Source organism: Aquirufa antheringensis (genome assembly GCF_004307425.1).
Lineage (GTDB): Bacteria > Bacteroidota > Bacteroidia > Cytophagales > Spirosomataceae > Aquirufa > Aquirufa antheringensis.
In genome coordinates, this window is the sequence record NZ_SEWZ01000002.1 from 143,829 (window position 1) to 168,552 (window position 24,724).

At 42.6% G+C, this 24,724-nt stretch carries 19 protein-coding genes; 10 read left to right on the plus strand and 9 right to left on the minus strand.

The window, feature by feature from the left end:
• Complete coding sequence (locus EWU21_RS03625) at positions 1-2,427, minus strand: bifunctional YncE family protein/alkaline phosphatase family protein (protein WP_130895449.1); 2,427 nt, start codon at positions 2,425-2,427, stop codon at positions 1-3.
• Positions 2,428-2,897: 470 nt separating this feature from the next.
• Here EWU21_RS03625 and fbaA point away from each other — a divergent pair, with 470 nt between their 5' ends.
• From fbaA to EWU21_RS03645, 4 genes are all read left to right on the plus strand, one after another.
• Positions 2,898-3,980: a class II fructose-bisphosphate aldolase gene (gene fbaA, locus EWU21_RS03630; RefSeq protein ID WP_130895450.1), complete on the plus strand. Its 1,083-nt coding sequence runs from the start codon at positions 2,898-2,900 to the stop codon at positions 3,978-3,980.
• Between the two features lie 339 nt (positions 3,981-4,319).
• Positions 4,320-5,039, plus strand: coding sequence for a pirin family protein (locus tag EWU21_RS03635; protein ID WP_130895451.1), 720 nt, complete (start codon positions 4,320-4,322; stop codon positions 5,037-5,039).
• A gap of 77 nt (positions 5,040-5,116) precedes the next feature.
• Positions 5,117-5,917 carry a UDP-2,3-diacylglucosamine diphosphatase gene (locus tag EWU21_RS03640; RefSeq protein WP_130895452.1) on the plus strand — a complete coding sequence of 267 codons (801 nt, stop codon included), beginning with the start codon at positions 5,117-5,119 and terminating at the stop codon, positions 5,915-5,917.
• A gap of 1 nt (position 5,918) precedes the next feature.
• The gene (locus EWU21_RS03645; RefSeq protein WP_130895453.1) at positions 5,919-7,088 is read left to right on the plus strand and encodes a glycosyltransferase family protein; all 1,170 of its coding nucleotides are present in this window, start codon (positions 5,919-5,921) and stop codon (positions 7,086-7,088) included.
• Between the two features lie 36 nt (positions 7,089-7,124).
• Here EWU21_RS03645 and EWU21_RS03650 read toward each other — a convergent pair whose 3' ends face one another.
• Both EWU21_RS03650 and EWU21_RS03655 read right to left on the minus strand, forming a co-directional pair.
• Positions 7,125-8,318 carry a porin gene (locus EWU21_RS03650; protein WP_130895454.1) on the minus strand — a complete coding sequence of 398 codons (1,194 nt, stop codon included), beginning with the start codon at positions 8,316-8,318 and terminating at the stop codon, positions 7,125-7,127.
• A gap of 59 nt (positions 8,319-8,377) precedes the next feature.
• Positions 8,378-9,835, minus strand: coding sequence for an inorganic phosphate transporter (locus EWU21_RS03655; RefSeq protein WP_130895455.1), 1,458 nt, complete (start codon positions 9,833-9,835; stop codon positions 8,378-8,380).
• Positions 9,836-10,048: 213 nt separating this feature from the next.
• Between EWU21_RS03655 and EWU21_RS03660 the strand changes: the two genes are divergently transcribed.
• Positions 10,049-10,435 (plus strand): hypothetical protein, encoded by a 387-nt coding sequence (locus EWU21_RS03660; RefSeq protein WP_130895456.1) that lies wholly within the window; start codon positions 10,049-10,051, stop codon positions 10,433-10,435.
• 61 nt (positions 10,436-10,496) lie between these two features.
• On the opposite strand, the gene EWU21_RS03665 is transcribed toward EWU21_RS03660, so the two are convergent.
• A complete protein-coding gene (locus tag EWU21_RS03665) occupies positions 10,497-12,083 on the minus strand; it encodes a SusD/RagB family nutrient-binding outer membrane lipoprotein (RefSeq protein WP_130895457.1) in 1,587 nt (528 codons plus the stop codon).
• 30 nt (positions 12,084-12,113) lie between these two features.
• Positions 12,114-15,335, minus strand: a complete 3,222-nt coding sequence (locus EWU21_RS03670; RefSeq protein WP_236633165.1) for a SusC/RagA family TonB-linked outer membrane protein — start codon at positions 15,333-15,335, stop codon at positions 12,114-12,116.
• Between the two features lie 233 nt (positions 15,336-15,568).
• Between EWU21_RS03670 and EWU21_RS03675 the strand changes: the two genes are divergently transcribed.
• Genes EWU21_RS03675 through EWU21_RS03685 form a run of 3 tightly spaced genes read left to right on the plus strand, consistent with a single transcriptional unit; the run spans position 15,569 to position 18,463 of the window.
• The gene (locus EWU21_RS03675) at positions 15,569-16,264 is read left to right on the plus strand and encodes an HAD family hydrolase (protein ID WP_130895458.1); all 696 of its coding nucleotides are present in this window, start codon (positions 15,569-15,571) and stop codon (positions 16,262-16,264) included.
• Complete coding sequence (locus EWU21_RS03680; protein WP_130895459.1) at positions 16,257-17,414, plus strand: TIGR03364 family FAD-dependent oxidoreductase; 1,158 nt, start codon at positions 16,257-16,259, stop codon at positions 17,412-17,414. The genes EWU21_RS03675 and EWU21_RS03680 overlap by 8 nt, the downstream gene beginning before the upstream one ends.
• Positions 17,411-18,463 carry an alkaline phosphatase gene (locus EWU21_RS03685; RefSeq protein ID WP_130895460.1) on the plus strand — a complete coding sequence of 351 codons (1,053 nt, stop codon included), beginning with the start codon at positions 17,411-17,413 and terminating at the stop codon, positions 18,461-18,463. The genes EWU21_RS03680 and EWU21_RS03685 overlap by 4 nt, the downstream gene beginning before the upstream one ends.
• Here the strand turns inward: EWU21_RS03685 and EWU21_RS03690 are convergent.
• Entirely contained in the window at positions 18,454-18,894 is a 441-nt protein-coding gene (locus tag EWU21_RS03690) for a GNAT family N-acetyltransferase (RefSeq protein ID WP_130895461.1), read from the minus strand. The genes EWU21_RS03685 and EWU21_RS03690 overlap by 10 nt on opposite strands.
• Positions 18,895-18,997: 103 nt before the next feature.
• Here EWU21_RS03690 and EWU21_RS03695 point away from each other — a divergent pair, with 103 nt between their 5' ends.
• Together EWU21_RS03695 and EWU21_RS03700 are read left to right on the plus strand one after the other, a co-directional pair.
• On the plus strand, positions 18,998-19,546 hold the full coding sequence (locus EWU21_RS03695; protein WP_130895462.1) for a phosphonate degradation HD-domain oxygenase: 549 nt from the start codon (positions 18,998-19,000) through the stop codon (positions 19,544-19,546).
• On the plus strand, positions 19,543-20,805 hold the full coding sequence (locus tag EWU21_RS03700; RefSeq protein WP_130895463.1) for a DUF5690 family protein: 1,263 nt from the start codon (positions 19,543-19,545) through the stop codon (positions 20,803-20,805). The genes EWU21_RS03695 and EWU21_RS03700 overlap by 4 nt, the downstream gene beginning before the upstream one ends.
• Here EWU21_RS03700 and EWU21_RS03705 read toward each other — a convergent pair.
• The 3 genes from EWU21_RS03705 to EWU21_RS03715 all read right to left on the minus strand — a co-directional run bounded on the left by EWU21_RS03705 (position 20,779) and on the right by EWU21_RS03715 (position 24,724).
• Positions 20,779-22,236 (minus strand): inorganic phosphate transporter, encoded by a 1,458-nt coding sequence (locus EWU21_RS03705; protein WP_130895464.1) that lies wholly within the window; start codon positions 22,234-22,236, stop codon positions 20,779-20,781. The two genes, EWU21_RS03700 and EWU21_RS03705, sit on opposite strands and share 27 nt — an antisense overlap.
• An 81-nt stretch (positions 22,237-22,317) precedes the next feature.
• Complete coding sequence (locus EWU21_RS03710; RefSeq protein ID WP_130895465.1) at positions 22,318-23,382, minus strand: phosphoglyceromutase; 1,065 nt, start codon at positions 23,380-23,382, stop codon at positions 22,318-22,320.
• Positions 23,383-23,515: 133 nt separating this feature from the next.
• Positions 23,516-24,724: a T9SS C-terminal target domain-containing protein gene (locus tag EWU21_RS03715; protein ID WP_130895466.1), complete on the minus strand. Its 1,209-nt coding sequence runs from the start codon at positions 24,722-24,724 to the stop codon at positions 23,516-23,518.

Here is a 24,724-nt window from a genome sequence, read left to right on the forward strand (position 1 = left end):
TTAATCGATATCAGTTGTAGCTAAAATCGCCGCTCTGCGGGGTGCTGGCATCACAGAGTCCTCTCCTTTCACCGCTTTCCAAATCACCTCACTGAATTCTAAATCAGGAATTGAATCCTCCTTTTTGAAATCAAATTTCGCACTTTTTTGAGCACTGGGCGTATTTTTAACGTTCAGCTCAAACAAATTTGTACGGGGCAATTCATGGATAAATGGGGTCTCATTAGGAGTGGCTGTAAAACTTCGGAACATAGGAGTAGCCGCCGCATCGTATTGGCTCATCGGAGGCAAGCCTAAAATTAATTCCATCGTACGCAACATCGACGAAGTCGAATACGGCGTGTGATCCACGAATCCGCGCTTCACAAATCCACCTGCTAAATAAGCCGTCGTGCGGTGAGCGTCAACGTGGTCTGGGCCGTTTTGGGCATCATCTTCTACGATGAAAACCGCTGTTTCTTTCCAAATAGGGGATTTCGATAAGTGTTCCATAAACAAACCGATGGCGTAATCATTGTCAGCCACGTAAGCAAATGGGGTCTTTTTACCTAGTCGCTGCCCTTCTGTGTGGTCATTAGGGAAGTGCATGGAATTAAAGCGAGGGACTTGGTTCAAAGCAAGCAAACGATCAAAATCTCTTTTCCAAGCGTGGAAACGCGTCGTGTCCATGACGTTTTGGTCAAAAGAAGCGAAATCAGGACAGAAATGATCTGCAATGACCGGAATATTGGGCTTGAAATTATCCGCAAACTCCCCGTAGGTGCGGTACGAAACACCCGCACGCTTGCAGTAATCCCAGATAAAACCATTCTTCGGATTCGCAATCGCGCGGTTCCCTTCGCCATCGTATTGACCGCCGCGTCCACCATAAGAAGTAGGCCACGTTTTTTCTAAATAATCTGTCGCATGCGCAGAAGTAGACCAGTTGTGTCCATCTGAACTCACTTCGCCATCCACATAGAAATTATCTAATAGCACGAAATCCTTTACCAACTTGTGTTGATTAGGCGTGTATTTTTCGCCAAACAAAAGCAAGGTTGTATCCCCATTTCCTCCTGCCACATCGGACAACACTTGGTCATAGGTACGATTCTCTTTCAAAATATAGAAGACGTATTTAATGGGCGAAGCGTCCCCCACTTTCATGGGAATGGGATTCCCTTTTTCCCCCAAAGCGTTTAGTTCACGCTCCTTCGTATACGGCGTATTTTGATAAACCACCGCGGATAAAATGGCTAATTCTTTTTCAGATGGCTCATTGAAAACGGACATCGTTCCTTTCATTAAACCTCCAATGTATTCGCTGCGAACATTGGGATTGTTATCTGATTTTTGATAGGTCACCGTTTGTTTCTTTTCGATAGGATTAGGGCCATTCGGGTTAGCAAAAGAAGAAAAACCCTTGCCGTTCGCGACGAATAACTTCCCTTTGACCACCTGAATAGAAGTAGGATACCAACCTACGGGAATGAAACCTAGGGACTTCGATTGCCCCGGCTTTTCAACTTCAAAAACCGCTAAGCAATTATTATCAGCGTTAGAGATATACAAACGTTCTTCGTTTGCAGACAAGGCCAAACCATTTGTCGAACTCCCCTCCAATGCATTAGGTACTAAAGCGGCATTCAAAACCTCCACTTCCTTCCCTGCACGGGTATCCACCACTGAAACTGAATTGTCATTGCCATTCGCAACATATAAGGTTGCCCCATTCTTAGTTAACAATAATTCATTCGGATGATCGCCCACCGCAATGGCCGGCAAAAATTGTTTTGTTCCCGTTTGAAAAGGTAACACCTGACGTGCTCCCCACACCGAGATATACAACAAGTCTTTCTTTTTATTCAACAAACACGTGAAAGCCTCCGCAGGCAAAGCGTGCACAGAAAGTACTGACTTCGTTTTAGCATCCACCACATACAAGGAATTGTTTTCCTTTGTCACCACATATAACAAGCCACGCGCGTCATCTAATTCAATTCCAGCCGGAGAGATGACCGCTTTCTTGTCTGTTGTCAGTGCTATTTTATCTTTTTCTACGAGCTTACCCGCAACGATTTCAAAGACCAAGATACAATTATCATTTCCTCCAGAGGCATAAACGGTCTTATTATCCGCAGCCACTTTTAAACCATACCAAGACTTTTCTAGTTTCTTCGAATCTAAGACCTGCTGAGAGGCTGCATCGATTAACTGCAAGCTTTGTACACTTTGGCCGTTATTGGTTACCAACAGGTATTTCTGGTTAGGTGAAACTGCCACGTGCAAAGGCAAATCTCCTAACGCGATTGAAGAACCATGTGGAGATAATTTCCAGCCATTAGGCAAAGTGACTTGTTTCGCTTTTAATTCAGATGGCAAATCTGACTGGGCAAAAGCTCCACAGCTGATGCCTAAGAAAAGAAGGGATAAGAAGGTTGTTTTCATGTGTTGTTTATAGAAGAATAAATATACGTTCCTGCGGGTGAAATACTGTCTTGGGTTATTCAGATTTTACAATTTGATGATATTAGGTGTCGCCGCGTTGCGGCTTAGTCGTCAATGCGTGACTCAGTCGACTTCGTCTTAGTCATCGCTTCGCGATTTGGTCGCCTGCGGCCTAGTCGTCACTGCGTGACTTGGTCAAAAAGTCGTGACTAGATCGCGCCAGCGATGACCAAGCCGCAAAGCGGCGACTAAACGATGCAGTCGTGACTAGATCGCGCCAGCGATGACCAAGCCGCAAAGCGGCGACTAAACGACGCAGTCGTGACCAGATCGCGGCAGTGACGACTGAGTCACGCAGTGACGACTTTGGCCCTTCCTCCCTTCGAAAAATCAATAATAATTCGTATTTTTGGGCTTTAGTTGCTGAAAATCAGGCAGTTTTTATTTATTTCCCAAGAAAAAAAAGCATTATGTCAAGTTTATCCAATCAAACAGGAGTGTTGCACGGAGATGCGGTTCAAGAGTTATTTGAAATCGCTAAGAAAAATCAATTCGCTTTACCAGCGGTTAACGTAACAGGTACAGATACGGTGAATGCCGTATTAGAAGCAGCGAAAGCGGTGAATTCTCCGGTAATCATCCAATTTTCTAACGGTGGCGGTATTTTCTACGCTGGAAAGACGCTTTCTAACGAGAATCAAGCAGCGGCAATCGCTGGTTCGATCTCTGGCGCTTACCACGTTCACCAAATGGCGAAAGCATACGGTGTTCAAGTAGTTTTACACACAGACCACTGTGCGAAAAAATTATTGCCTTGGATCGACGGTTTATTAGATGCGGGTGAGAAATTCTTCGCTGAGACAGGACAACCTTTGTTCTCTTCTCATATGATTGATTTGTCGGAAGAGCCTTTGGAAGAAAACTTAGAAATCTGCGCTAAATATTTAGAGCGTATGTCTAAAATGGGCATGACCTTAGAAATCGAATTAGGTGTTACAGGTGGCGAAGAAGATGGCGTGGATAACTCTGATGTAGATTCATCTAAATTATATACACAACCGGAAGAGGTGGCTTATGCTTATGAAGTATTGTCCAAAATCTCTCACCGTTTCACGATCGCTGCGGCATTCGGTAACGTACACGGAGTTTACAAGCCGGGTAACGTGAAGTTGCAACCAGTAATTTTGAAGAACTCACAAGAATTCATCAAAGAGAAGTATAGCTTAACAGCTGAGAAACCAATCAACTTCGTATTCCACGGTGGTTCTGGTTCATCTCGTGAGGAAATCCGTGAGGCATTATCTTATGGTGCGATCAAAATGAATATCGATACAGATACGCAATGGGCGTTCTGGGAAGGTATCTTAGGATTCTACAAAGCAAATGAGGCTTATTTACAAGGCCAAATCGGTAACCCAACAGGTGACGATTCTCCGAACAAGAAATACTATGACCCACGTGTTTGGTTACGTAAGGGCGAAGAGACTTTGGTAGCTCGTTTAAAAACAGCTTTCGAAGACTTGAACGCGACGAATGCGAATCAATATTTATAGTCGATAGTCAATAGTCAATAGTCGATAGTCAATAGTGATAAGTCAATAGTCGATAGTCAATAGTCGATAGTGATAAGTCAATAGTCGATAGTGATAAGTCAATAGTCGATAGTCACTAGTCACTAGTCGCTAGTGATTAAGTCAGTGGTCAAATGAGCTGGAACTTTGTTCTGGCTCTTTTGGTTTTATAGCGTATTAATTAAATTCAAATCACCAGAATTACTTAACTTTAGCGCTTAGACTTTACTACCGACTACCGACTACCGACTACCGACTACCGACTACCGACTACCGACTACCGACTACCGACTACCGACTACCGACTACCGACTACTGCTTATGAAAACCGAACTACACCCTGCCTCCTCTCGCGGAACAGCCGATCACGGCTGGTTAAAGACCGCCTTTAGTTTTAGCTTTGCTGGTTATTATAATCCGGCGCGCATTCATTTCGGTGCGTTGCGCGTACTGAATGATGATTTTATTGCGGCGGGGATGGGTTTTGGCAAACATCCGCATGATAATATGGAGATCGTAACCATTCCGATGAAAGGCGCGGTGGCGCACGAGGATTCGATGGGAACGAATGGCATTATTAATGCGGGGGATGTGCAGATTATGTCTGCAGGCTCTGGGATTTACCATTCGGAGTTTAATGCGAGTCAAACAGAAGGTTTGGAACTGTTCCAAATCTGGGTCATGCCTAAGCTGAAAAATATCACTCCGCGCTACGATCAGCGCACGTACAATCCAGCCGATTTTAAGGGACAATGGAAGACGGTGGTTTCGCCACTGGGCACGGACATTGATTCATTGCAGGTAAATCAAGATACGTATTTTAACATGACTGAAATTTCGGAAGGTGAGAGCCTGAGTTATGCGTTGCATGGCGCACAGCAAGGGGCATTTGTCTTTGTGATTGAAGGCGGAATTGAAGTGGCTGGCGAGAAACTGGGACGCAGGGATGCCATCGGGATTTCCGAAACAGAAACCATTGAAGTAAAGGCTTCAACAGCGGGCACGAAGGTGTTGTTGATTGAGGTACCAATGGTTTGGTAGATTTAACAATAGAGTAATATTCTCTTAATAGGGAGGTTAAAGTGATGGCCTATTTTTGGTAAACCAAATAGGCAAACATGGGCCATCATTCTCAACCCACCTACAAAACGATCGTTATCTCAGACTTGCATTTAGGTAGCAAGGGAGCTAAAGCAGCCGAGGTAAACGAATTCTTACGCGCACATTCGTGCCACCAACTCATCTTAAACGGCGATATCATCGACGGCTGGCAACTAAAAAAAGGAGGCAGCTGGAAGAAGAAGCACACGGCCTTTTTCCGTTGTGTGTTAAAGATGATGGACAAGTGGGATACGGAGGTGATTTATTTGCGTGGGAATCACGATGATTTCTTGGAGCAAGTGCTTCCGTTGAAGATTGGAAAGCAGTTTTCGATTCGCCAGGATTATATGTTGAAGAGTTTTGGCAAGAAATACTTCATTACACACGGCGATATTTTCGACAGCATTACCAGCCAAATGAAATGGCTAGCCTACCTAGGCGACATCGGCTACACGTTCTTGTTGTGGCTGAATAAATGGTATAATCAATACCGCAGCTGGCAAGGAAAGCCTTACTATTCTTTATCGCAGGTGATTAAGCAGAAAGTGAAGGCGGCGGTGAATTTCATATCGGATTTTGAGGAGAAACTAGCGGAGTTAGCGAAGGCCAAAGGCGCGGATGGCATCATCTGTGGCCATATCCACAAGGCAGAAATCAAAATGATCGACGGAATCGCCTACATGAATTCTGGCGATTGGGTGGAATCATTGACGGCCTTAGTGGAAACACACCAGGGGGAATGGCAAATCATCGAATTCCCGCTGTATAATTTGAAAGCAGAGTTAAACGAAATTTTAGGCGAGGCAATCGCTGTGTAAGATGGGAAAGTTCATATTTACCGTACAAGGCGAGGGTCGCGGACATTTAACGCAGGCGATCTCTTTCACACAAATTGCACGCGAGGCGGGTCACGAAGTGATCGGTTATGCAGTGGGATCTTTTCAAGGGCGTAAAATCCCGTCGTTTTTCCTCGACTTTATTGGAGATACGCCGGTGCTACAATACGAGAGCCCGTCCATTATTTTTGGGAATGGGAAATCGGTACAGCTTTTTAAAACAGCGGCGCAGGCCTTCACGAATTTCAAGACTTTTTGGAAAAGCGCTACACAACTAGAGGCGTTTATAAATGAGCTAAAACCAGATGGAATCGTAAACTTCTACGAGTCTATCACGGGTTTATATAAATTAAAATCGGGATCCAAAATCCCAACGATGTCTGTGGGGCATCAATACTTGTTACTAAATAAGAACTTCGAAAGTATTCCAGAGAAGAAGATCGACCGAATGCTTTTAAATATGAATACGATGATCACGTCGATCGGTTCGAAGAAGCTGTTAGGCTTATCTTTCCGACCAATCGATAACGACGCGAAGATTGAGGTTGTGCCTCCCCTGTTGCGTCAGCAAGTAAAAAGCATTGTCCCTCAAGCGGGTGAGCGTTGGTTAGCGTATTTAACGCACTTCCGTTTATCAGAAGATATCATGAACTGGTCAAATGCGAATCCGGAGGTAAAGTTAGATTGCTTTTGGGATAATCCAGCGCGCAAAGAGACGTATCACTATTCTGACTCCTTGACTTTCCACCCGATTGATGCGGAGAATTATTTAGCGAAAATGACGGAATGTGCTGGCTTAATTTCTACCGCCGGTTTTGAATCCGTTGCTGAGGCGATGTACCTAGGCAAACCAGCGATGATGGTTCCGGTGCCTAATCACATTGAACAAATGATCAATGCGTTTGACGGCGAGATGTCAGGCGCAGGAATTGGTGCCACTTCTTTCGATTTAAGCATTTTCAAGAACTACCTACCTTCTCACGTTTCAGTGAAAGATCAATACCAAGAATGGGTGGACAAATCCCAAAGCTTAATGGCGGGTCATTTAAGTGATTTAATTGCTCAGCCAGTTTATGTGGCAAACTTTGGCCAAAACCAAGGAACGGGTTTATCCGGGATGCTGGGCAGACGAAGATTCCGCTGGTCACAGTAAATTAAAAAGGCCAGCGAAATCGCTGGCCTCTATCTATTAGAAGTTAACCTGAGCTTGCAAGCGGAGCATGTTCCCTGATTGCAAGTTTTCTTGTAGTTTGAAATCCTCTGCTCGTTTTGTCGCCATGGTATACATGGCAACTAGCTCAAAGTTTTTGTTTGGTTGCCATTCTACACCTAGTTCTGTTTCATCCACGCGGTAACTACGTGCATCTAATTCGTGCTTTTTCCCTCCCTCATAATGCTGAACACGTACGAATGGGATTATCACCTGTTTTTTCCAATCTATTTTATAGGATGCGGTCACGTAGCCACCAGATAATTTTTGATTCTCAATAGCATCAGTTGCTTTGTTAAATTCTGGTCCTGTACCCACATTGTATTCAGCTTGAATTCCAAAGGGCTTAGGGTATAGCACAAAACTCGCAGCATAACGCTCATCTAAATATGATTTGTCAGCCTTTGCTTTCACCCCTGCACTTAATTGATCAGAGGCCATTACCCACTGACCAGAATAGCCTTGAATACTCGCTTCAATGATTTGATTTTTGATCTGAACCGGATAAGAAAGGCGTGCTGCAATATGAGGCGCGTCGTTTAATTCAGGCTTGTTCGCTGTTTGGCCATTATAAGCACCTAAACCAAAAACGCCATAATCACCTGACCCTTTTAATCCATCCGCTACTAATGAAGAATATAATTTACGAACAGATGCTGGCGCCCAGTAAAAGAATACTCCTAAATCACGTTCGTTAGATACGGCACTATTCAAGGCATCGTTACGGTCCAATGGCAAACGATTTTGAGAGGATTGCATGTTTTCAAAGCCAAAAGGGACCTTACTTTGTCCTACTCTAAAACGAAATTCGTTTTTTGCATCTAAACCTAGATCAAAATAAGCATCCCGAATCTGTCCAAAATGAAGAGAAGTAGAAGAGGCGCTACTCGCAAAATCCGGTTGGATGTAGAAATATACACGCTCACTTACTTGGCCACTAAATATGATTCGAAGACGACGAACAAAAAACCCTCCATTATCACCAATGCTTTTATCGCCTTGTTCTGATTTTAGATTCGGATTTGTTTCAAAAAGTCGGTTGTAGCGAACTTGTGCATAACCGCGAATGGAGAAAGAATCGTACCATTTTTTAGGGGCTGGAGCAGTTTGTGCCTGGGCAGAAATCAGGCAAAGGCAAGCCAAGACTCCTGTTAGGAGAAGATTTTTTTTCATGATATATTGGTGTTTGTAAAAAAGAGGGGGATCCTATTCGAATCCCCCCTTGAATTTTATTATGCGGCTATCCAGCGGAATAAAACGAATAAGGTAGCAGATAAAATAATCGTTACCGGCAAGGTTAAAACCCAAGCTAAAACAATGCTCTTAACAGTTCCTCCTTGTAAGTTCTTAATACCTTTTGAAGCTACCATCGTTCCAGCGATACCTGAAGACAAAACGTGTGTCGTAGAAACTGGCCACTTATAAGCTGTTGCTAAACCAATCGTTAAGGAAGCGATTAATTCTGCTGATGCACCTTGCGCAAAGGTTAAGTGATTCTTTCCGATTTTCTCGCCTATCGTTACTACGATACGTTTCCAGCCGACCATTGTACCTAAACCTAAGGATAAGGCAACCATCCACATCACCCAAGCTGGTGCGAAATCCGTCACTCCAGCAATTCCAGATGAAGAGGAATTTCCATAACTAAAGAATGGAGCCTTGTCACCTTGCGTAGCTTTCTTTAATGCTTTCTTATCTCCAGAGGATAAAGCCACTGATTCGCTTTCTAGTAATTTCTTTGATTGTTTATTGATCGTCAAAGCTGCATTACGAATGTCGAACTTTTGAGTTGTAGTCAATGTTTTAGGTGTTACTCCTGTAGCGATAATCGCGCTCAATGCAGTAGAAGACTTGACTAATTTATGGTAGCTCTCCCGTTCTTTTTCTGACAACGGGATGGTATCAATTTTAGCTGTGATCGTTTGCACTGTGGTTAAACTTTCCTTCACTTGAACCAAGTCAAGATTTGTATTGACAGCAAAATAGCCTGGCAAGAAAGCGATCAAAATAACCATCACTAAACCGATTCCCTTTTGGCCATCATTACGACCATGAAAGAACGAAACTAACGTACAGGTCGTAATTAAGATCGCACGAATCCACATGGGTGGAGGTGATTTCTTCTTAGGCTCTTTGAAGATCTCTTTGTTTTTAACAGTTTTCTTTAAGATATACATCAAAATGATAGCCGCGGCAAAACCGAATAATGGCGACAAAAGTAGTGCTTGTCCAATTTCAATAGCCTTGTCCCAGTTAATAGACGATATTCCTTTATTTGAAGCTTCTGGCAATAAGGCATGTCCTACTCCGATACCAATAATTGAACCAATGAGCGTGTGTGAGCTTGAAGCAGGGATACCAAAATACCAAGTTCCCACATTCCATAGAATCGCAGAAAGCAATAACGCTAATGCCATGGCCATGGAATGGTATACATCAGCGTCCATGAGAAGTTCGGTGGGCAATAGCCCAATAATGCTCATGGTCACTCCTACACCTCCCGTCAGAAGACCTAAGAAGTTCATGAAACCAGACCAAACTACAGCTTGCGTAGGTTGCAAAGAATGCGTGTAAATAACAGTGGCTACTGCATTTGCTGTATCGTGGAATCCGTTTACGAATTCAAAGGCACAGGCCGCAAAAAGGCAGAAAAACAGTAGAAATACGAGCGTTGGGTCTAATCCGAACATGTTTAAAGGTTAATATTGGTGCTAATTGCAATGCAAAAATAAGGAACCCCATCTAATCCAATGTTAAGGAATTGTTAATTGAATGTTACGTAATTATTAATCACTCCAAAAAGCCAATATTAAATTTTCTGTATTTGATTAAAACTTACTGCATTAAAGTTTCTTTTCCTGAAATCTTTACATAAGTTTGAAGACAACTATAATCCCAATAAAATGAGTGAGGATAATAAAAAATTAACCGACCAACTAGTTCAAGCCATTCTTCCAAAGCTGAAAGGTTTAACTGAAAAGAACGCCAAAAAAGTCCTTAATGAGACGGAAAAATCCATTACTTCGGTCGTCAAAAAATATAGCAAACTGATCGCAGAACAAGAGAAAGAAAAGGCTAAAGCGAAACATAAAGCAGAGAAAGATGCTAAAAAGAAAGCAGAAAAAGCAGCTAAAAAGAAAGAGAAGGAGGCTAAAAAACTAGCAAAAGCAAAATTACTTGCTGCACTTATTGCAAAAGAAAAACCTGATGCACCAGCAGCGCCTAAAAAGGCACCTGTAGTTAAAGCTCCAGCGAAACCTAGAGCAAGAGCACCAAAAGCAAAAAAGTAATTTGAGATAATAAAAAAAAGGAGGGACAATGTCCCTCCTTTTTTTGTACCAGAATCATCGACTATTTGTTCAACCACATGACGTCGTTGATGTCATCCTTACCAGCGTATTGGCTAGTAATTGCAGCGGTGTAATTCGTTGCATTCGCCGTTCTCTCTGTTGCTGGATAGATCCAACGCTGAGCGATGCGATTCGAGTTTCCATTTCCTACTCCTGAAGAGAACGCTGGGAAACCTGTTCTTCTCCAGTTAAAATAAGCTTCCATTCCTGAGTTCATGAAGAAGGCTGCGTATTTCTGAGAAACAATTTTCTGGATCGCATTCGTTGCGTCATACGCTACAGCTGACTGTGCATAATAAGTATCGAAGTTGAAGTTCACTGTGTACTTCGTTTGGTCAGCGGCGTCTTTTGTACCCGTTTTAGAATACGTAAACGTGTTAGCTCCCTCTACGATTCCGTAGAAAGCGTGCGATGCCTTGATACCTTTCTTGTACCAATCTTCAGCAGAACCTGTAGCCCAACCACGTGCATATCCTTCAGCGATGTTAAAGCATAACTCAGGATACCCTACTAGAAACGTGTTTTCTCCTGTGTAGTTTTGGTAGTAGCGGGAACGGCTTTGGAAAGAATAGATACCTGGAGCAAAACCTGCACCATTCGATAAACCCGCATTCTTAGCCATGTCATCAATGTTATCACCTGAACCTGCACCGCGGTAGGCCGTGAAGTCAGATGGCAATTTACCTGCTTTCAAATCTGAACCAGCTGGCTCACACGTAACCATCACACGTGGATCTTGTGTAGAAGACAAGAAACCTACGTAAGTAGAAGCCATGTTTTGACGCGTCGCATCGAAACCGAAGTTATCCGGGTTTGAAGGATATTTGTTGAATGAGTTCCAAACAAATTGTAAAGACTCTGCATTTGACCCTAATAATGGATACTTTGTAGGATTACCTACCATCTCAGCAAATTTAGTTTTAACGCCTAATTCAGCATCTGTATCTTTCTTAGACAAAGTGATCAACACACGTAAACGGTATGCGTTTACTACTTTTTGCCATTTCTTCAAATCTCCACCGAAATAGAAATCACCTGAAACTGTTTCACCTCTTGCGATTACTGTAGCTAAATCTGCGTTTGCATCATCTAACCATTTCAAGATTTGAACGTAGATCACTTTTTGAGAATCGTATTTAGGAGCTGTGTTCGTGATTCCTTTCAAGGCATCAGTCATAGGCAAGTCACCTACGCGCTTCGACATTTGATCAAAGAAATAGGCGCGGAAGAATTTACCTAAAGCAGAGTAACCGTTCACGTCTGGCAAACCTAATTTCTTTGCTTCCTCCTCCATCTTTACGACGTTTTTCAAGGTCGTATATTGGTTAGGCATTTGGCCTAAATTATACTCATTATTTGCATAATAGTTATAGTTAGAGCAATAGAACTGGTTCCAACGCATCTCCGCAGAGAATGGACGACCATTATCATTCATCACATTGTATTCCACTGCTTGCAAAACTAAAGAAGCAGGAACTTGCACCGCGCGGTTAGAATCTTTCTCTAACTGATCGAAGGTCTTCTCGCAGCTAGTTAAAGCTAATACCGAGAAGCTCAACAGGCCTAAGATTATATTTTTAATTTTCATTGTTTGACTCATTTATAAGAGTGAAAAAAATTAGAATGTGAAGTTTAAGTTAACTCCGTAGCTTCTAACAGAAGGAGTTTGAGTACCTGTAGCTCCGTCCGTCAAATACTGAGATAAATCTGTATCCTTAGCTTCAGCGAAGTACAATAAGTTACGACCTACGAAAGAAACGTTTGCGCCAGAAACTGCTTTACCAAACCATTTAGTAGGAAGTTTCACACCTAAAACAACTTCTTTTAACATTCCGAATGAACGGCTCATTAAGTTACCTTCGTTCGTGTTGTAGTAACGACCTACGTAATCTTGTACGAACGTTTTCACTGTGTTAGGAGCGAATTGCAATTCAGAGAAGTTCGTTACTTTACCGTTTGCATCGTACTTGATCGCAACACCGTTAGAAACGACTACTCCTTGACCTACAAATGCTTTCACACCTAAAGCGTCTTGAGGACGAGCTGCTGCGAAGATTCCTTGTGTCGTACCGATGTGGCGACCACCACGGTAAGCTTGTTGTTGCGTGTAGTTGATGATTTTACCACCGATACGTCCATCAAATAAGATGCTTAAGCTTACATTCTTGTACGTGAATTTGTTATTCAAACCAAAAACGAAGTCAGGGTTTGCATTACCTAAATATTGCGATTGTGTTCCTGTTAAACGCTCTGGAATACCACCTGAGGTATTAATGATTTGGCCATCTGGTGTACGAACGAAAGCAGAACCATAAATTTTATCCGTACGATCACCCACTTTTAAGAAGGTATTTAAGCTCGTAATACCTGGATAAATTTCTGTCAAACGTTGCTCAAAAGTAGAGTAGTTTGCTAACACATCCCAGCTAAAGTCAGCCGTTTGAACAGGAGTTCCAGTTACCGAGATTTCATATCCTTTCTTCTGAGTCTTGATACCATTCACTAAAGCTGATGTATAACCTGAAGTAGAAGAGATAGGTAAAGAGAAGATCGAAGGACCATCATTCGAGATGAAGTACGCTGCATCGATTCCGATCTTGTTTTTAAACAAGCGTAAGTCCATACCAAATTCAATCTGAGATGTTTCAGATGGATTCAAGTTCGGGTTGCTCAATTCGTTACCATACGTTGCACCTGTTTGGTTATTGTAATAGAAACCAGTAGAGTAAACCGTGTTGTTTTGGTAAGATGGACCATCGTAAGGAGAGTTATAGTTTTCTCCAGAATACGTTCCTGCACGGTTATCAATCGTAGAGGATGTTAAACCATCTTTTACGTTAGCATACGATCCACGGAATTTCAAGAAAGAAACGACCTCTGGTAAATTCACATAATCAGATACCACTGATACAGCTCCGAAAGAAGGATAGAAGAAAGAGTTCTTTCCAGCTGGTAACGTAGATAATTTATCCAAACGACCTGTAGCAAATACCGTTAAATACTTCTTGTATGAAAAGTCTGCAGAGTAGTAAGCAGAAAGAACATTCATTTCTGAACCAAAGTTAGCTACCTGAACTGGAAGAGCCGAGTTCGAGAAGTTGTATAAACCTGGAACGTTCAAATAATTCGTAGAAGCGAAGATCGACTTGTATTGGAATACACGTTGAGATGCACCTGCGTTAATTTTCGTATTAAAGCCTGGTAACAAGTCTTTATCGAATGTTAATAACAATTCCGTATTGTTCTCAAATAAAGAACGGCGATCCTCCCGGTAATCACCACGACGCTCATCACGACCATAAGTACCTGCAGAGTAAGGAAATTTCTCTGTACGCACCATGTCCCAAGTTGTTACTTGCGTACGTGCTAATAAGTTCAAGTTCTCGTTAAACGTGTAACGCAACGCCGCTTGACCTACGACATCTGTCTTGTAGTGAGAACGTAACCATTCGTAAGACATGAAATACGGGTTATTGTAACGTTGGTATTCCGCATAAATCTGTTGAACACCTTCTTTCCCTTTTTGCCAGTAGTTACGCATATCATCAATATTCCAGTCAGCACCTGCCCAATACACGATGTTGTAAATGATTGAGTTAGGACCGTAGTTCACATCTGGAATGTTAGGTGTGTATTGACGGTTGTATTGTAAGTTCGACTCAAACTTCAATTTGTTTGAGAACTTATAATCAGCCGTGATATTGAAGTTCGTCATATTCAATTGGGTGTTTGGAACAATCCCTTTTTGATAGATATGAGAAGTAGAGAAACGCAAGTTGTATTTCTCCCCTGTAGCTGCTACTGAAACGTTATTCGTAGACAAGATACCTGTCTCTAAAAAACGCTTCAAGTTGTCTTTTCCGCGTGCAACCCATGGCGTCTTCGAACGAATGCCTGTAATCGGATCAACTGGGGAATCATATTGAGAAATTAATTGTCCGTTAAAACGAGGACCCCAACCACCGTCGTAGTCACCATCGTTCAAACCACCCCCTTTACCATCACCAAAAGAATAGTTACCGTGATCACCGGGACCGTATTCATCTTGCACTTCTGGAATAGCATAGAAACCTGATTGCAATTGCGTAGAAGAGTTCACCTCCACAGAGAAACCGCGCTTATCAGCTGAACCACGTCTTGTCGTGATTAAGATCGCACCGTTTTTACCGCGGAAACCATACAAGGCAGAAGCAGATGCTCCTTTTAATACCGAATAGGTTTCGATATCATCTGGGGAGATATTCCATGTATCTGAGTTAATAGGCACACCGTCTACAACATAAAGAACAGTCGAGCTACCACGTAACGAGATATTCGGTTTACGTAATAATTCCGGTTGAGCTCCGATCGTTAAACCAGCGACGCGACCTGACAATGCGTTAATCGCATTTGGCTCACGTGCTTTGATCGTGTTAGCTCCATCCACCGTTTGGATAGCAACCCCTATTTTACGTACGTCTTTCTTAATACCCAAGGCCGTTACAACTACTTCTTGTAATTGTTTTTCGTCTTGAGATAATACGACATTTAATTCCGAAACGTTTCCAACGGCTACTTCTTTAGATATGTAGCCAATCATGGAAAATTGTAAAACTTCATTTCCTGATACGGAGATCGAATAAGCACCTTGTGCATCCGTTAACGTACCTTTAGAACTACCCTTCACCCGGATAGTAACACCTGGAACACCTGATTTCTCCTCTGTAGAAGTAACCGTTCCTTTCAAACTACGCGACTGACCGAAAGCAGTCATACTTACCGTAGTGATCATTGCAAAAACCAGCCAAATCAACGATTTAGGGCTCATTTTAGCAAAAAACATTTGTACATTGTTTTTCATATGAGTTTGTTTAATATTATTTGCTGCAAAAGTAAGCTGCTCATTTAAAGGGGAAGAATCAGAAAAAACAAGAAATCGTTAAGAAAATGCCCCATGTGTTACGAACATGTTATGTAACGTTTTTAAAATAAATTTTTCGTTAGTAAATCTTTGAAAAATACCATATTTCAAAGCGTAACAATTTCATAAAACGAGCTTAACCACTAGGTAATCTAAGGGTCGTAATTTCGTACATGAAAAAGATCAAATTAGTCGTTTTAGACATGGCCGGCACCACGGTGATGGACCAGCATGAAGTCGAATATTGCTTTAAGCAAGCGGCCATTAAAAACGAGCTACATGCAAGTGACGAGCGTATCCTAGCTTTACAAGGCTATGCTAAATTGTATGTATTTACTTTATTGTGGACAGAGCAATTAGGGGAAGGCGATCCACGCATAACCGAACTAGCCGCGCAGTCGTATGCGGATTTTAAAACCATCTTAGAAAATCATTACCGGACACAACCCGTCTATCCTACAGAAGGATGCTTGGCATTATTCGATGCCTTGCATCAGAAGGGAATTAAAATTGCGCTTACCACCGGTTTTTACCGCGAGGTAGCGGATATTATTTTAGGTCGCCTTGGCTGGGTGGCTAACTTGGAATCCTCGACAAGCATTCATCTTTCGGTGACACCGGACGAGGTAAATGGCGAAGGAAGACCCTCTCCTGCGATGATACACTATGCCATGAAGTCACTAGGTATTACGGATCTAGAAGAAGTAATTAATGTGGGTGACACACCGGTGGATTTGCTTTTTGGCAAAAATGCAGGCGTTCGCTACGCCTTAGGAGTATGCAATGGGACACACACGCGGGAGCAATTAGCGGCACATCCAAACGATGGACTTGTAGAGAAAATTTCTGATCTCATCTCTTATGTATAAAAATAGAAAATACGATTTAGTCATTGTAGGCGGAGGAATCATCGGCACTTTTTGTGCCTACCACGCACTTAGAAGAGGAAAATCAGTCTTGTTATTGGAGAAAGATGCGCAGCCTTACGAAGCAAGTTTTCGTAATTTTGGGCAAGCGGTTCCCTCCGGTCAAGCCTTAGATTCCTGGTTCGATTACGGCAGAAAATCCTTGAAAATCTACAAGGATCTACAAGAAGAAGTGGATATCTCCGTAGTAAAAAACGGTTCTTGGTACGTTGCCTCGGATGACCAAGAAATGACCTTGCTGGAAGAAATGATGCAACTTTTTAAAGACCGTGATTATACCTCACGCCTGTACACTGCCTCAGAAACGTTAGAGATTAATCCCCATTTCAAAAAGGAGTACGTGAAAGGGGGATTGTTTATTCCGGAGGAAGCTTCGCTGAATCCTTTGGTGATGGTGCACCGCGTTCGCGAGTTTATGATTAAAAATCTAGGCCTGCATTACCATCATTTGTGCCCCGTCATTGCAGTGGAAAAAAAGCGCGGCATTGCGATGATTACGACTTCGAAAAAGCAAACGTTTTGGGGAGATCAAGTGATCCTGGCGAATGGTAGAGACACCCAATTTTTATTACCGGAACACTACCCTACAGCCGAGCTAAAAATCAGCAAATTGCAGATGTTGCGATTAGCGCCTCAGAAGAAAATACTCAAATCGAATATCCTAACTGGCTTAACGATTCGTCGCTACGATAGCTTCAAATCTTGCCCATCATTTTCAAAGATTTATACGTCTTCCGAGCAAAAACAATTACAGGCAAAAGGCATACACATCTTGTTTAAACAAGCAGATGACGGCTCGATTATTTTAGGGGATTCGCACGAATATGTACCGGCAGGAGAACAGGCTAATTTTGGTTTTGAAGTCTCTTCTGAAATCAATGAGATGATGCTAGCGGAAGCGAAGCGAATCACATCGCTTGAGAACTGGACCGTCGATTCGACCTGGGCTGGTTTCTATTTACAAGGAACTCAGTCAGAGGTATTCACGAAAGTCGTGGATGACGTGATCCATATTATCAACGGAATTGGTGGCAAAGGGATGACCACCTCGCCAGGTTTCACTGCAGAATACATTCAAAAACTATATTCATGAAAAAAATCATAGCTCTGTGCTTGTTAAGCGCAAGTTTAATGGGCCAAAAAGCCCCTAAAAATGTCATCCTTTTAATAGGTGACGGAATGGGTGTCAGCCAGATTTATGCGGGATTAACCGCTAATCGAGGACATCTCAATCTGGAACGCGTGAAGGTAATCGGTTTCCATAAAAACCAAGCATCTGATAATTATGTGACTGATTCCGCCGCAGGAGCCACAGCTTTTGCCACAGGAAAGCAAACTTATAACGGGGCTATTGGATTAGATTCGTTGAAAGTTCCTTCTGTCACTCTACTAGAAATGGCGGAACAAAAAGGTTTAGCAACGGGACTTGTTTCTACCTGTGATATTACAGACGCCACTCCGTCCTCGTTCATTGCGCATCAATTGAAACGCTCGATGCACGAAGAAATCGCATTGGATTTTATGAAAACGCCGGTCGATGTGGTCATCGGTGGTGGAAGAAAGTATTTCGAGAAGCGAAAAGACGGCCTGAATCTGTTAGATACCTTGCGCAAAAAAGGCTACCAAGTTCAATCGACGTTGGATGTAGATGGTATCACTAGAGGCCCACTTGTCGCACTGTACGCGGAGGAAAATCCAATCAAAGTGATGGAAGGTCGCGGCGATGCCTTATTGAAATCAACTAAAAAATCACTCGAGATTCTGCACCAAAACAAAAAAGGATTTTTCGTCATGATCGAAGGTTCCCAGATTGATTGGGGTGGCCACGCGAACGATACGGACTACATCATTACAGAGATGGTGGATTTTGATAAGAGTATCGGATATGCCCTAGATTTTGCGGCAAAGGACAAAGAAACCTTAGTCGTTATTACGGCAGATCACGAAACGGGTGGATTCGCTTTAATGGGCGGAAATATGAAAACAGGTGAAGTAAAAGGAGCCTTCACGACGAAAGGACATACGGGTCAAATGATTCCGGTATTTGCTTTCGGTCCGGGCGCTGAAGTTTTCGGAGGCATCTACAATAACTACGATATTTTTACCAAAATCAAGTTAGCCTTGAAACTAGGTCAAAAGTAAATCGTAAACTTTTCATGCGAATTCAGGAAGCCCACGGATTGATAAAATGCGTGGGCTTCTTTACGCCTTTTGTTCGAGGTAACTTCTAACGACTTAGCTCCTAGCTGCGCTAATTCAGGCTTTAATGCAGCGATTAATTGACGACCCACTCCTCTACCCTGGTGCGACGCGGTCACGATCAATTCTTGAATCTCAAACACGAGACCTTCATGGTGTAAAAGGGATTGCCCCTTGCATGAAATGAAACCGACGATTTCATCCTCACCATGGACGGCAACCTGCATAAGCGTTAAAGGAGTATGCAAGTATTCCGCATAAATACGATCGAAAATTCCTTGGTCAAATTCGCGATTTTCTAACTCCTCCAGCAAGCATTTTACGGATGAAGCATCGGATTGTTCTGCCTTTCTTATCGTATAGTTTTCTTCCATATTATCAAATAATTACCCCTAGGTAAAATCTCCTTTAAATAGCCTTATTCGCCTTTTATTGGCCTTTTATAAGCCCTAATTTAACATAAATAATTGACAAGCCATGGCTAAAGACATCATCGATAAAATCATCACCCTATTCCAAGAACAAGGGGACTCTGAATATGGTGGAGAGCCGGTGACACAGGGGGAACATGCGTTACAGGCTGCGCATTTAGCCTTTGCAGAACAGGCGTCTACTAGTTTAGTGGTTGCCTCCTTGTTGCACGATGTGGGCCATTTATTGCACGCCCTTCCGGATGACGCGCCGGAGCAGGGAATTGATGATTTACATGAGGAATTAGGCCATCGTTTTTTGATTAAATACTTCACGCAAGCCGTTTCAGAGCCGGTACATTTGCACGTAGCTGCGAAGCGCTATTTGTGTGCGGTGGAACCGGACTATTTTGCGCTATTGAGCGAGCCGTCGGTTATCAGCCTGCACTTACAAGGCGGACCGATGTCAGCGGAAGAATGCCAGGCTTTTGAGGCGAATCCCTATTACCGGGACGCCGTTCAGTTGCGTCGCTATGATGATATGGCCAAAGTCCCTAACCTACCTGTTCAGCCCATAGAATTTTACGCCTCGATGCTACGGGAGCACTTGAAATGATCCAGACAGATGTAAAGAATTGGAAATGGCATCCTGCCTGGTCCATGATCGCCGCTTTTGGTTGTTATTTCTGTGTCTATGGATTTCGCAAGCCGTTTACAGCAGGCACTTATGAGGAACAATTTTTCATGGGCATCCATTGGAAATCAATTCTCATATCATCTCAAATCGCGGGTTATATGCTTTCGAAATGGTGCGGCATTTTCTTCGTCTCCTCCATCACCTGGGAAAAACGAGCGAGGGCTATTATCATGAGTATTCTAATAGCGGAGTTAGCGTTGTTGGGATTTGGGTTAGTGCCAAAGCCCTATAATTTGATCTTTTTATTATTGAATGGTCTCCCGCTCGGGATGATTTTCGGTTATATCCAAGGTTTTTTAGAGGGCAAAAAGAATACCGAATTATTCATCGCTGCCTTGGGGAGCAGTTTTATTCTAGCCGATGGCGTATCTAAATCGGTAGGTGTTTCCTTATTGAATTGGGGCGTCGCTGAGAACTGGATGCCCTTTGCGGCTGGCTTACTATACGCGCTTCCTTTTTTGTTTTTTGTCTGGATGTTGACGCAGATTCCGCGACCTACTGCGCAAGAAGTGGCCGATCGAGCAGAACGTCAACCTATGACCCAGAAAGACCGCATTCAGCTGGTAAAGCAACTTTGGCCGGGCATTTTAACGATCTCCTTATTGTATTTGTTTGCCTCTTTGTTACGCGGCATTCGATCGGATTTTGCGCCGGAAATTTGGCATTATTTAGGGTATGATGGAGTGCCTTCAATATATTCCCAAACAGAGATCTGGGTCACCATTGGAATCCTCGTGATTAACGGAAGTTTAGTCTTAATCAAACGAAATTACCTCGCGTTTTTTATTAGCCTAAGCGCCATTGCAACCGGCTATTTATTACTGGTCATTGCTGGCTTGTGGGGCGTGCATTCGATGAATAGTTTTTGGCTGATTGTACTGACCGGATTTGGCATATACTTGCCCTATTTAACCATCACAACGTCCGTGTTTGAGCGCATGATCGCGATCACCAGACACAAAGCGAATATCGGTTTCTTGATGTATATCGTAGACTCGATTGGCTACTTAGGATACAATGTGTTATTAATTGCGGCAGGTTTTATTTTTCCAAACTGGAACCTGCCGCAACTCTTTTTCTCTTGGATCACGATCTTAGGATTGGCAGGACTTGCCCTATCCGCCGCATCGTGGATCTATTTTAAAGGAAAACTATCCCGTAATCCAACGGAAGAATAAGAACAATACAGCAGAAAGAATAATCGTTACAGGCAAGGTTAAAATCCAAGCCATAACGATATTTTTAACGGTCCCACCTTGTAGATTTTTAATACCTCTTTGCGCCACCATCGTTCCCGCAATACCAGAACTTAATACGTGAGTCGTACTCACTGGCCATTTGTAAGCCGTCGCTAAACCAATCGTAAGTGAAGCAATTAACTCTGCAGAAGCACCTTGTGCATACGTTAAGTGATCCTTTCCAATTTTCTCTCCAATGGTCACCACAATACGTTTCCAGCCGATCATCGTTCCTAAACCTAGTGAAAGAGCCACCATCCACATCACCCAGTTAGGGGCAAAATCGGTTACGCCAGCCATTCCCGTACTAGAAGAAGCCCCAAAAGTAAAGAAAGGTGCCTTGGATCCAGCTGTCGCTTTTTTCCAGACGGATTTATCTGTTTCGGATAGAGCCACCGATTCGCTTTCAATTAACTTTTTAGAGAATTTATTTATGGTAAGTGCTGCTTTTCGAATCGCAAATTTCTGATCCGTTGAAAGCGTCGATGGATTTAAGTTTTGCGCCGTGATCACCGCTAATTCGCCAGCTGACTTCTTTAAAGCAGCGAGCCCCTCACGTTCTTTTTCGGACAAAGGAATGGTATCAATTTTAGCGGAAATCGTTTGAACAGTGGCTAAGCTTGACTTCACCATCTGCATATCAAGAGTCGTGTTGATCGCAAAATAACCTGGTAAGAAAGCGATTAAGATAACCATCACTAATCCAATTCCTTTTTGGCCATCATTCCGTCCATGAAAGAACGAAACAAGGGTACAAGTTGCGATTAAAAGGGAGCGAATCCACAAGGGAGGCGGCGATTTTTTCTTAGGTTCTTTGAAAATCTCTTTATTGGTAACCGTCTTCTTTAAGATGTACATTAGGATAATGGCCAAAGCAAAGCCAAACAATGGCGATAACAACAAGGCTTGACCAATTTCAATTACTTTATCCCAATTCAAGGCAGAAATACCTTTATTCGATTGCTCCGGCAACAAGGCGTGACCTAATCCAATTCCAATAATAGAACCAATTAAGGTATGAGAACTAGAAGCCGGAATACCAAAATACCAGGTGCCCAGATTCCACAAAATTGCTGAAATCAATAGGGAAAGGGCCATAGCCATCGAATGATAGACATTCGTGTCGACGAGCAACTCCGTGGGGAGTAGACCGATAATACTCATTGTAACCCCTACACCACCGGTCAATAAACCTAAAAAGTTCATAAATCCAGACCAAACAACTGCCTGCGTAGGACGCAAGGAATGTGTATAAATTACGGTGGCTACTGCGTTAGCTGTGTCGTGAAAACCATTAACGAATTCAAAAGCACAAGCGGCTAATAAACAGAAGCACAGTAAGAAAAACAGTGTAGGATCTAATCCGAACATAAAACTATTTTTAAAATAAAAATTCAATTTACTAAGGTAAGTTTCATTTACAATACCTATGTTAAGGAATTGTTAAATCCCTTACTTTACCTCGCTTTTAAAAGATACTCCGATGGCCTTGGCTGCCTTGTGAATTAAGTCTTTTTGATAGACCTTTTCTGCCGTTTTCACCTCCCCAAAGGCAGGAACATTAGCTCCTATCATCGCATACCAAATCTGATAACAGTCTTTTACTCTTTCCCCGTGGGATGTCCATTGCGTCTTGATGGCATCGCCACGACCATGATCAGTTGTTATTAACAAGGTAGTTTTACCTTTGTAATCTGGATCTGTATTCACAAAATCCCAAATCTCTCCTACCCACGCATCAAATTGATGTGCTGCATCCAGGTAATGATTATAGGCTCCTTCGTGCGCAAATTCATCCGTTTCTCCGTACGAAATGTAGAGTGCTTTCGGCTTGTTCTTCTTTAAATAATGCATCGCCTTGAAATGCGTAAATACATCAATTGATTCAGCCATGCCAAAGGGCTTGAATGATTCTTTTAACATCTTTGCTATCAGCTGAGTCTCTGGATCTTTCTCTAATTCTGGATACGAATCAAAGGCATTAACCACCGGAAAACCAGCTCTTTTCTCATTCATAATGCGATCAAAGGCATCCCATGCACCGAATGCAGCTACCTTACCTTTATAGGCTGGCAAGGAATTTAAGTACTCAAAAAAGTTTGTATTCGGATTAGGCTTATACTCATTTGAATTAACAGACGTATCCACCTGCCCAGTTAGAATTTCACTGTATCCTGGATAGGAAAACCAATACGGATTTGCGTTATCCACTTGACTTCCTTCTTTTCTATTTCCATGCAACTGGCCAGAAGCAGCTAATTTACCCCAGAAAAAAGGCATCAATTTTTTACGTCTTTCTTGTAAAGAAGGAGACCAATACTGGGCAATTAACCGAGCAGAGTCACCGTGGTGAAAGCGCTTCATTTTCACAAGGGAAGTATCGATACCGTTGAATAATTCTTGCCAGCGATAACCATCCGTAGTGATAACGATGACACGTGCATCTGGGTCTTTTTGAGCTGAGGCCGTAATAGAAACGGCAAATAGAAGGAATAGTAAAGTGTGTAGTTTGTTCATATTTCTTGTTTAGAAAGCCAAAGCTAAGATATACAAATAATCAGATTGTAAACACGACGTTATCAAATCAATAAAACAAGAAATGCCGATGAGAATCTCACCGGCATTTTCTGTATTACACCAATATATTATCTTATTGACCTTTTACTGGGAAACGTGTCCAGCCTGTAGTCCAGCTTGGTTTTTCCAGTTTCAAGATCTCGGCATCTGTCGATTCGATTTCCGAATTACCATCAGCTAAAGCCTTCGTCTTTACATCAGCAGAAGTAATGACAGCTGACTTACTGATAAAATTCAAAGCTGCATTAGGCGTATAAGTGCCAATCTTGTTGTTCTTGAAAGTAGAAACTCCATCCTTGTAGGCTTGTGCCGTTTCGATACTTTCTAAACTGAATCCACCTTTCATATATCCAATGAATGTGGAATTGCTTACTTCGAATTGAGTAGCACGTCTCCAACGCATCGCTAAATTATGATTAGAAAGTGCTGCTGCATTGTTTGGCCCAATTAAAGTCATATTATCTAGAACTGGACGTGTGAATGGAGTAGCGACAGAACCTGTTCCATCATTATCACATTCGATTCCATTACCCGCATCACCCGTGTCTACAAAAGCTGGGTCGCGTCTTGAAATAGAGAAGGATACTTTACCTGTAAAACCAAAATCAAAGTCAAAATCGTCATCAGCTGTCGCAAAAGCGTACAAATACTTAGGAGAAACCGTTCCTCCGAAGAATTCAAAGGCATCATCATTCGCATAGATTGTCTGCACGTTCTCGATGATCGTCTTGCTACCTACAGCACCGAAAGTCAAGGCATTGATTTCAGAGTTAGGCAATGCCGCGATACCTGCGTATTCAATACGTACATATTTCATCACGCCACTGTTATCTTCGTTATCCGTTCCACCATAGGCACGACCAATACCGCCCTCGATAGTAGGCTCAGAGGTACGGTTCGTCTTCGCTCTTCCTAAGATGACAATGCCACCCCAATCTCCCGGAGCACGCTCGCCAGCTGCCTTACCAGACGTAAAGACGATAGGCTTCGCAGCTGTTCCCTCTGCTTGAATTTTTGCACCTCTTTCGATACATAAGGCGCCTTTTTCTGAGATGTCACTTTTGATAACAGTACCCGGTTGAATAATAAGGGTAGCTCCATCGGTTACATAAACGTATCCTTTTAATGTCCATTCCTTATCCGCAGTTAAGGTTGTAGTTGCCGTAATGTTTCCACTTAAAGTCGTAGTAGAGGGTACGTTAATAGGTGCTACATCGCCACCTAAATCCTTTGAACAGCCAAATGTTGCTAAAGCTGCTACGATAACTAGTAATTTTTTCAT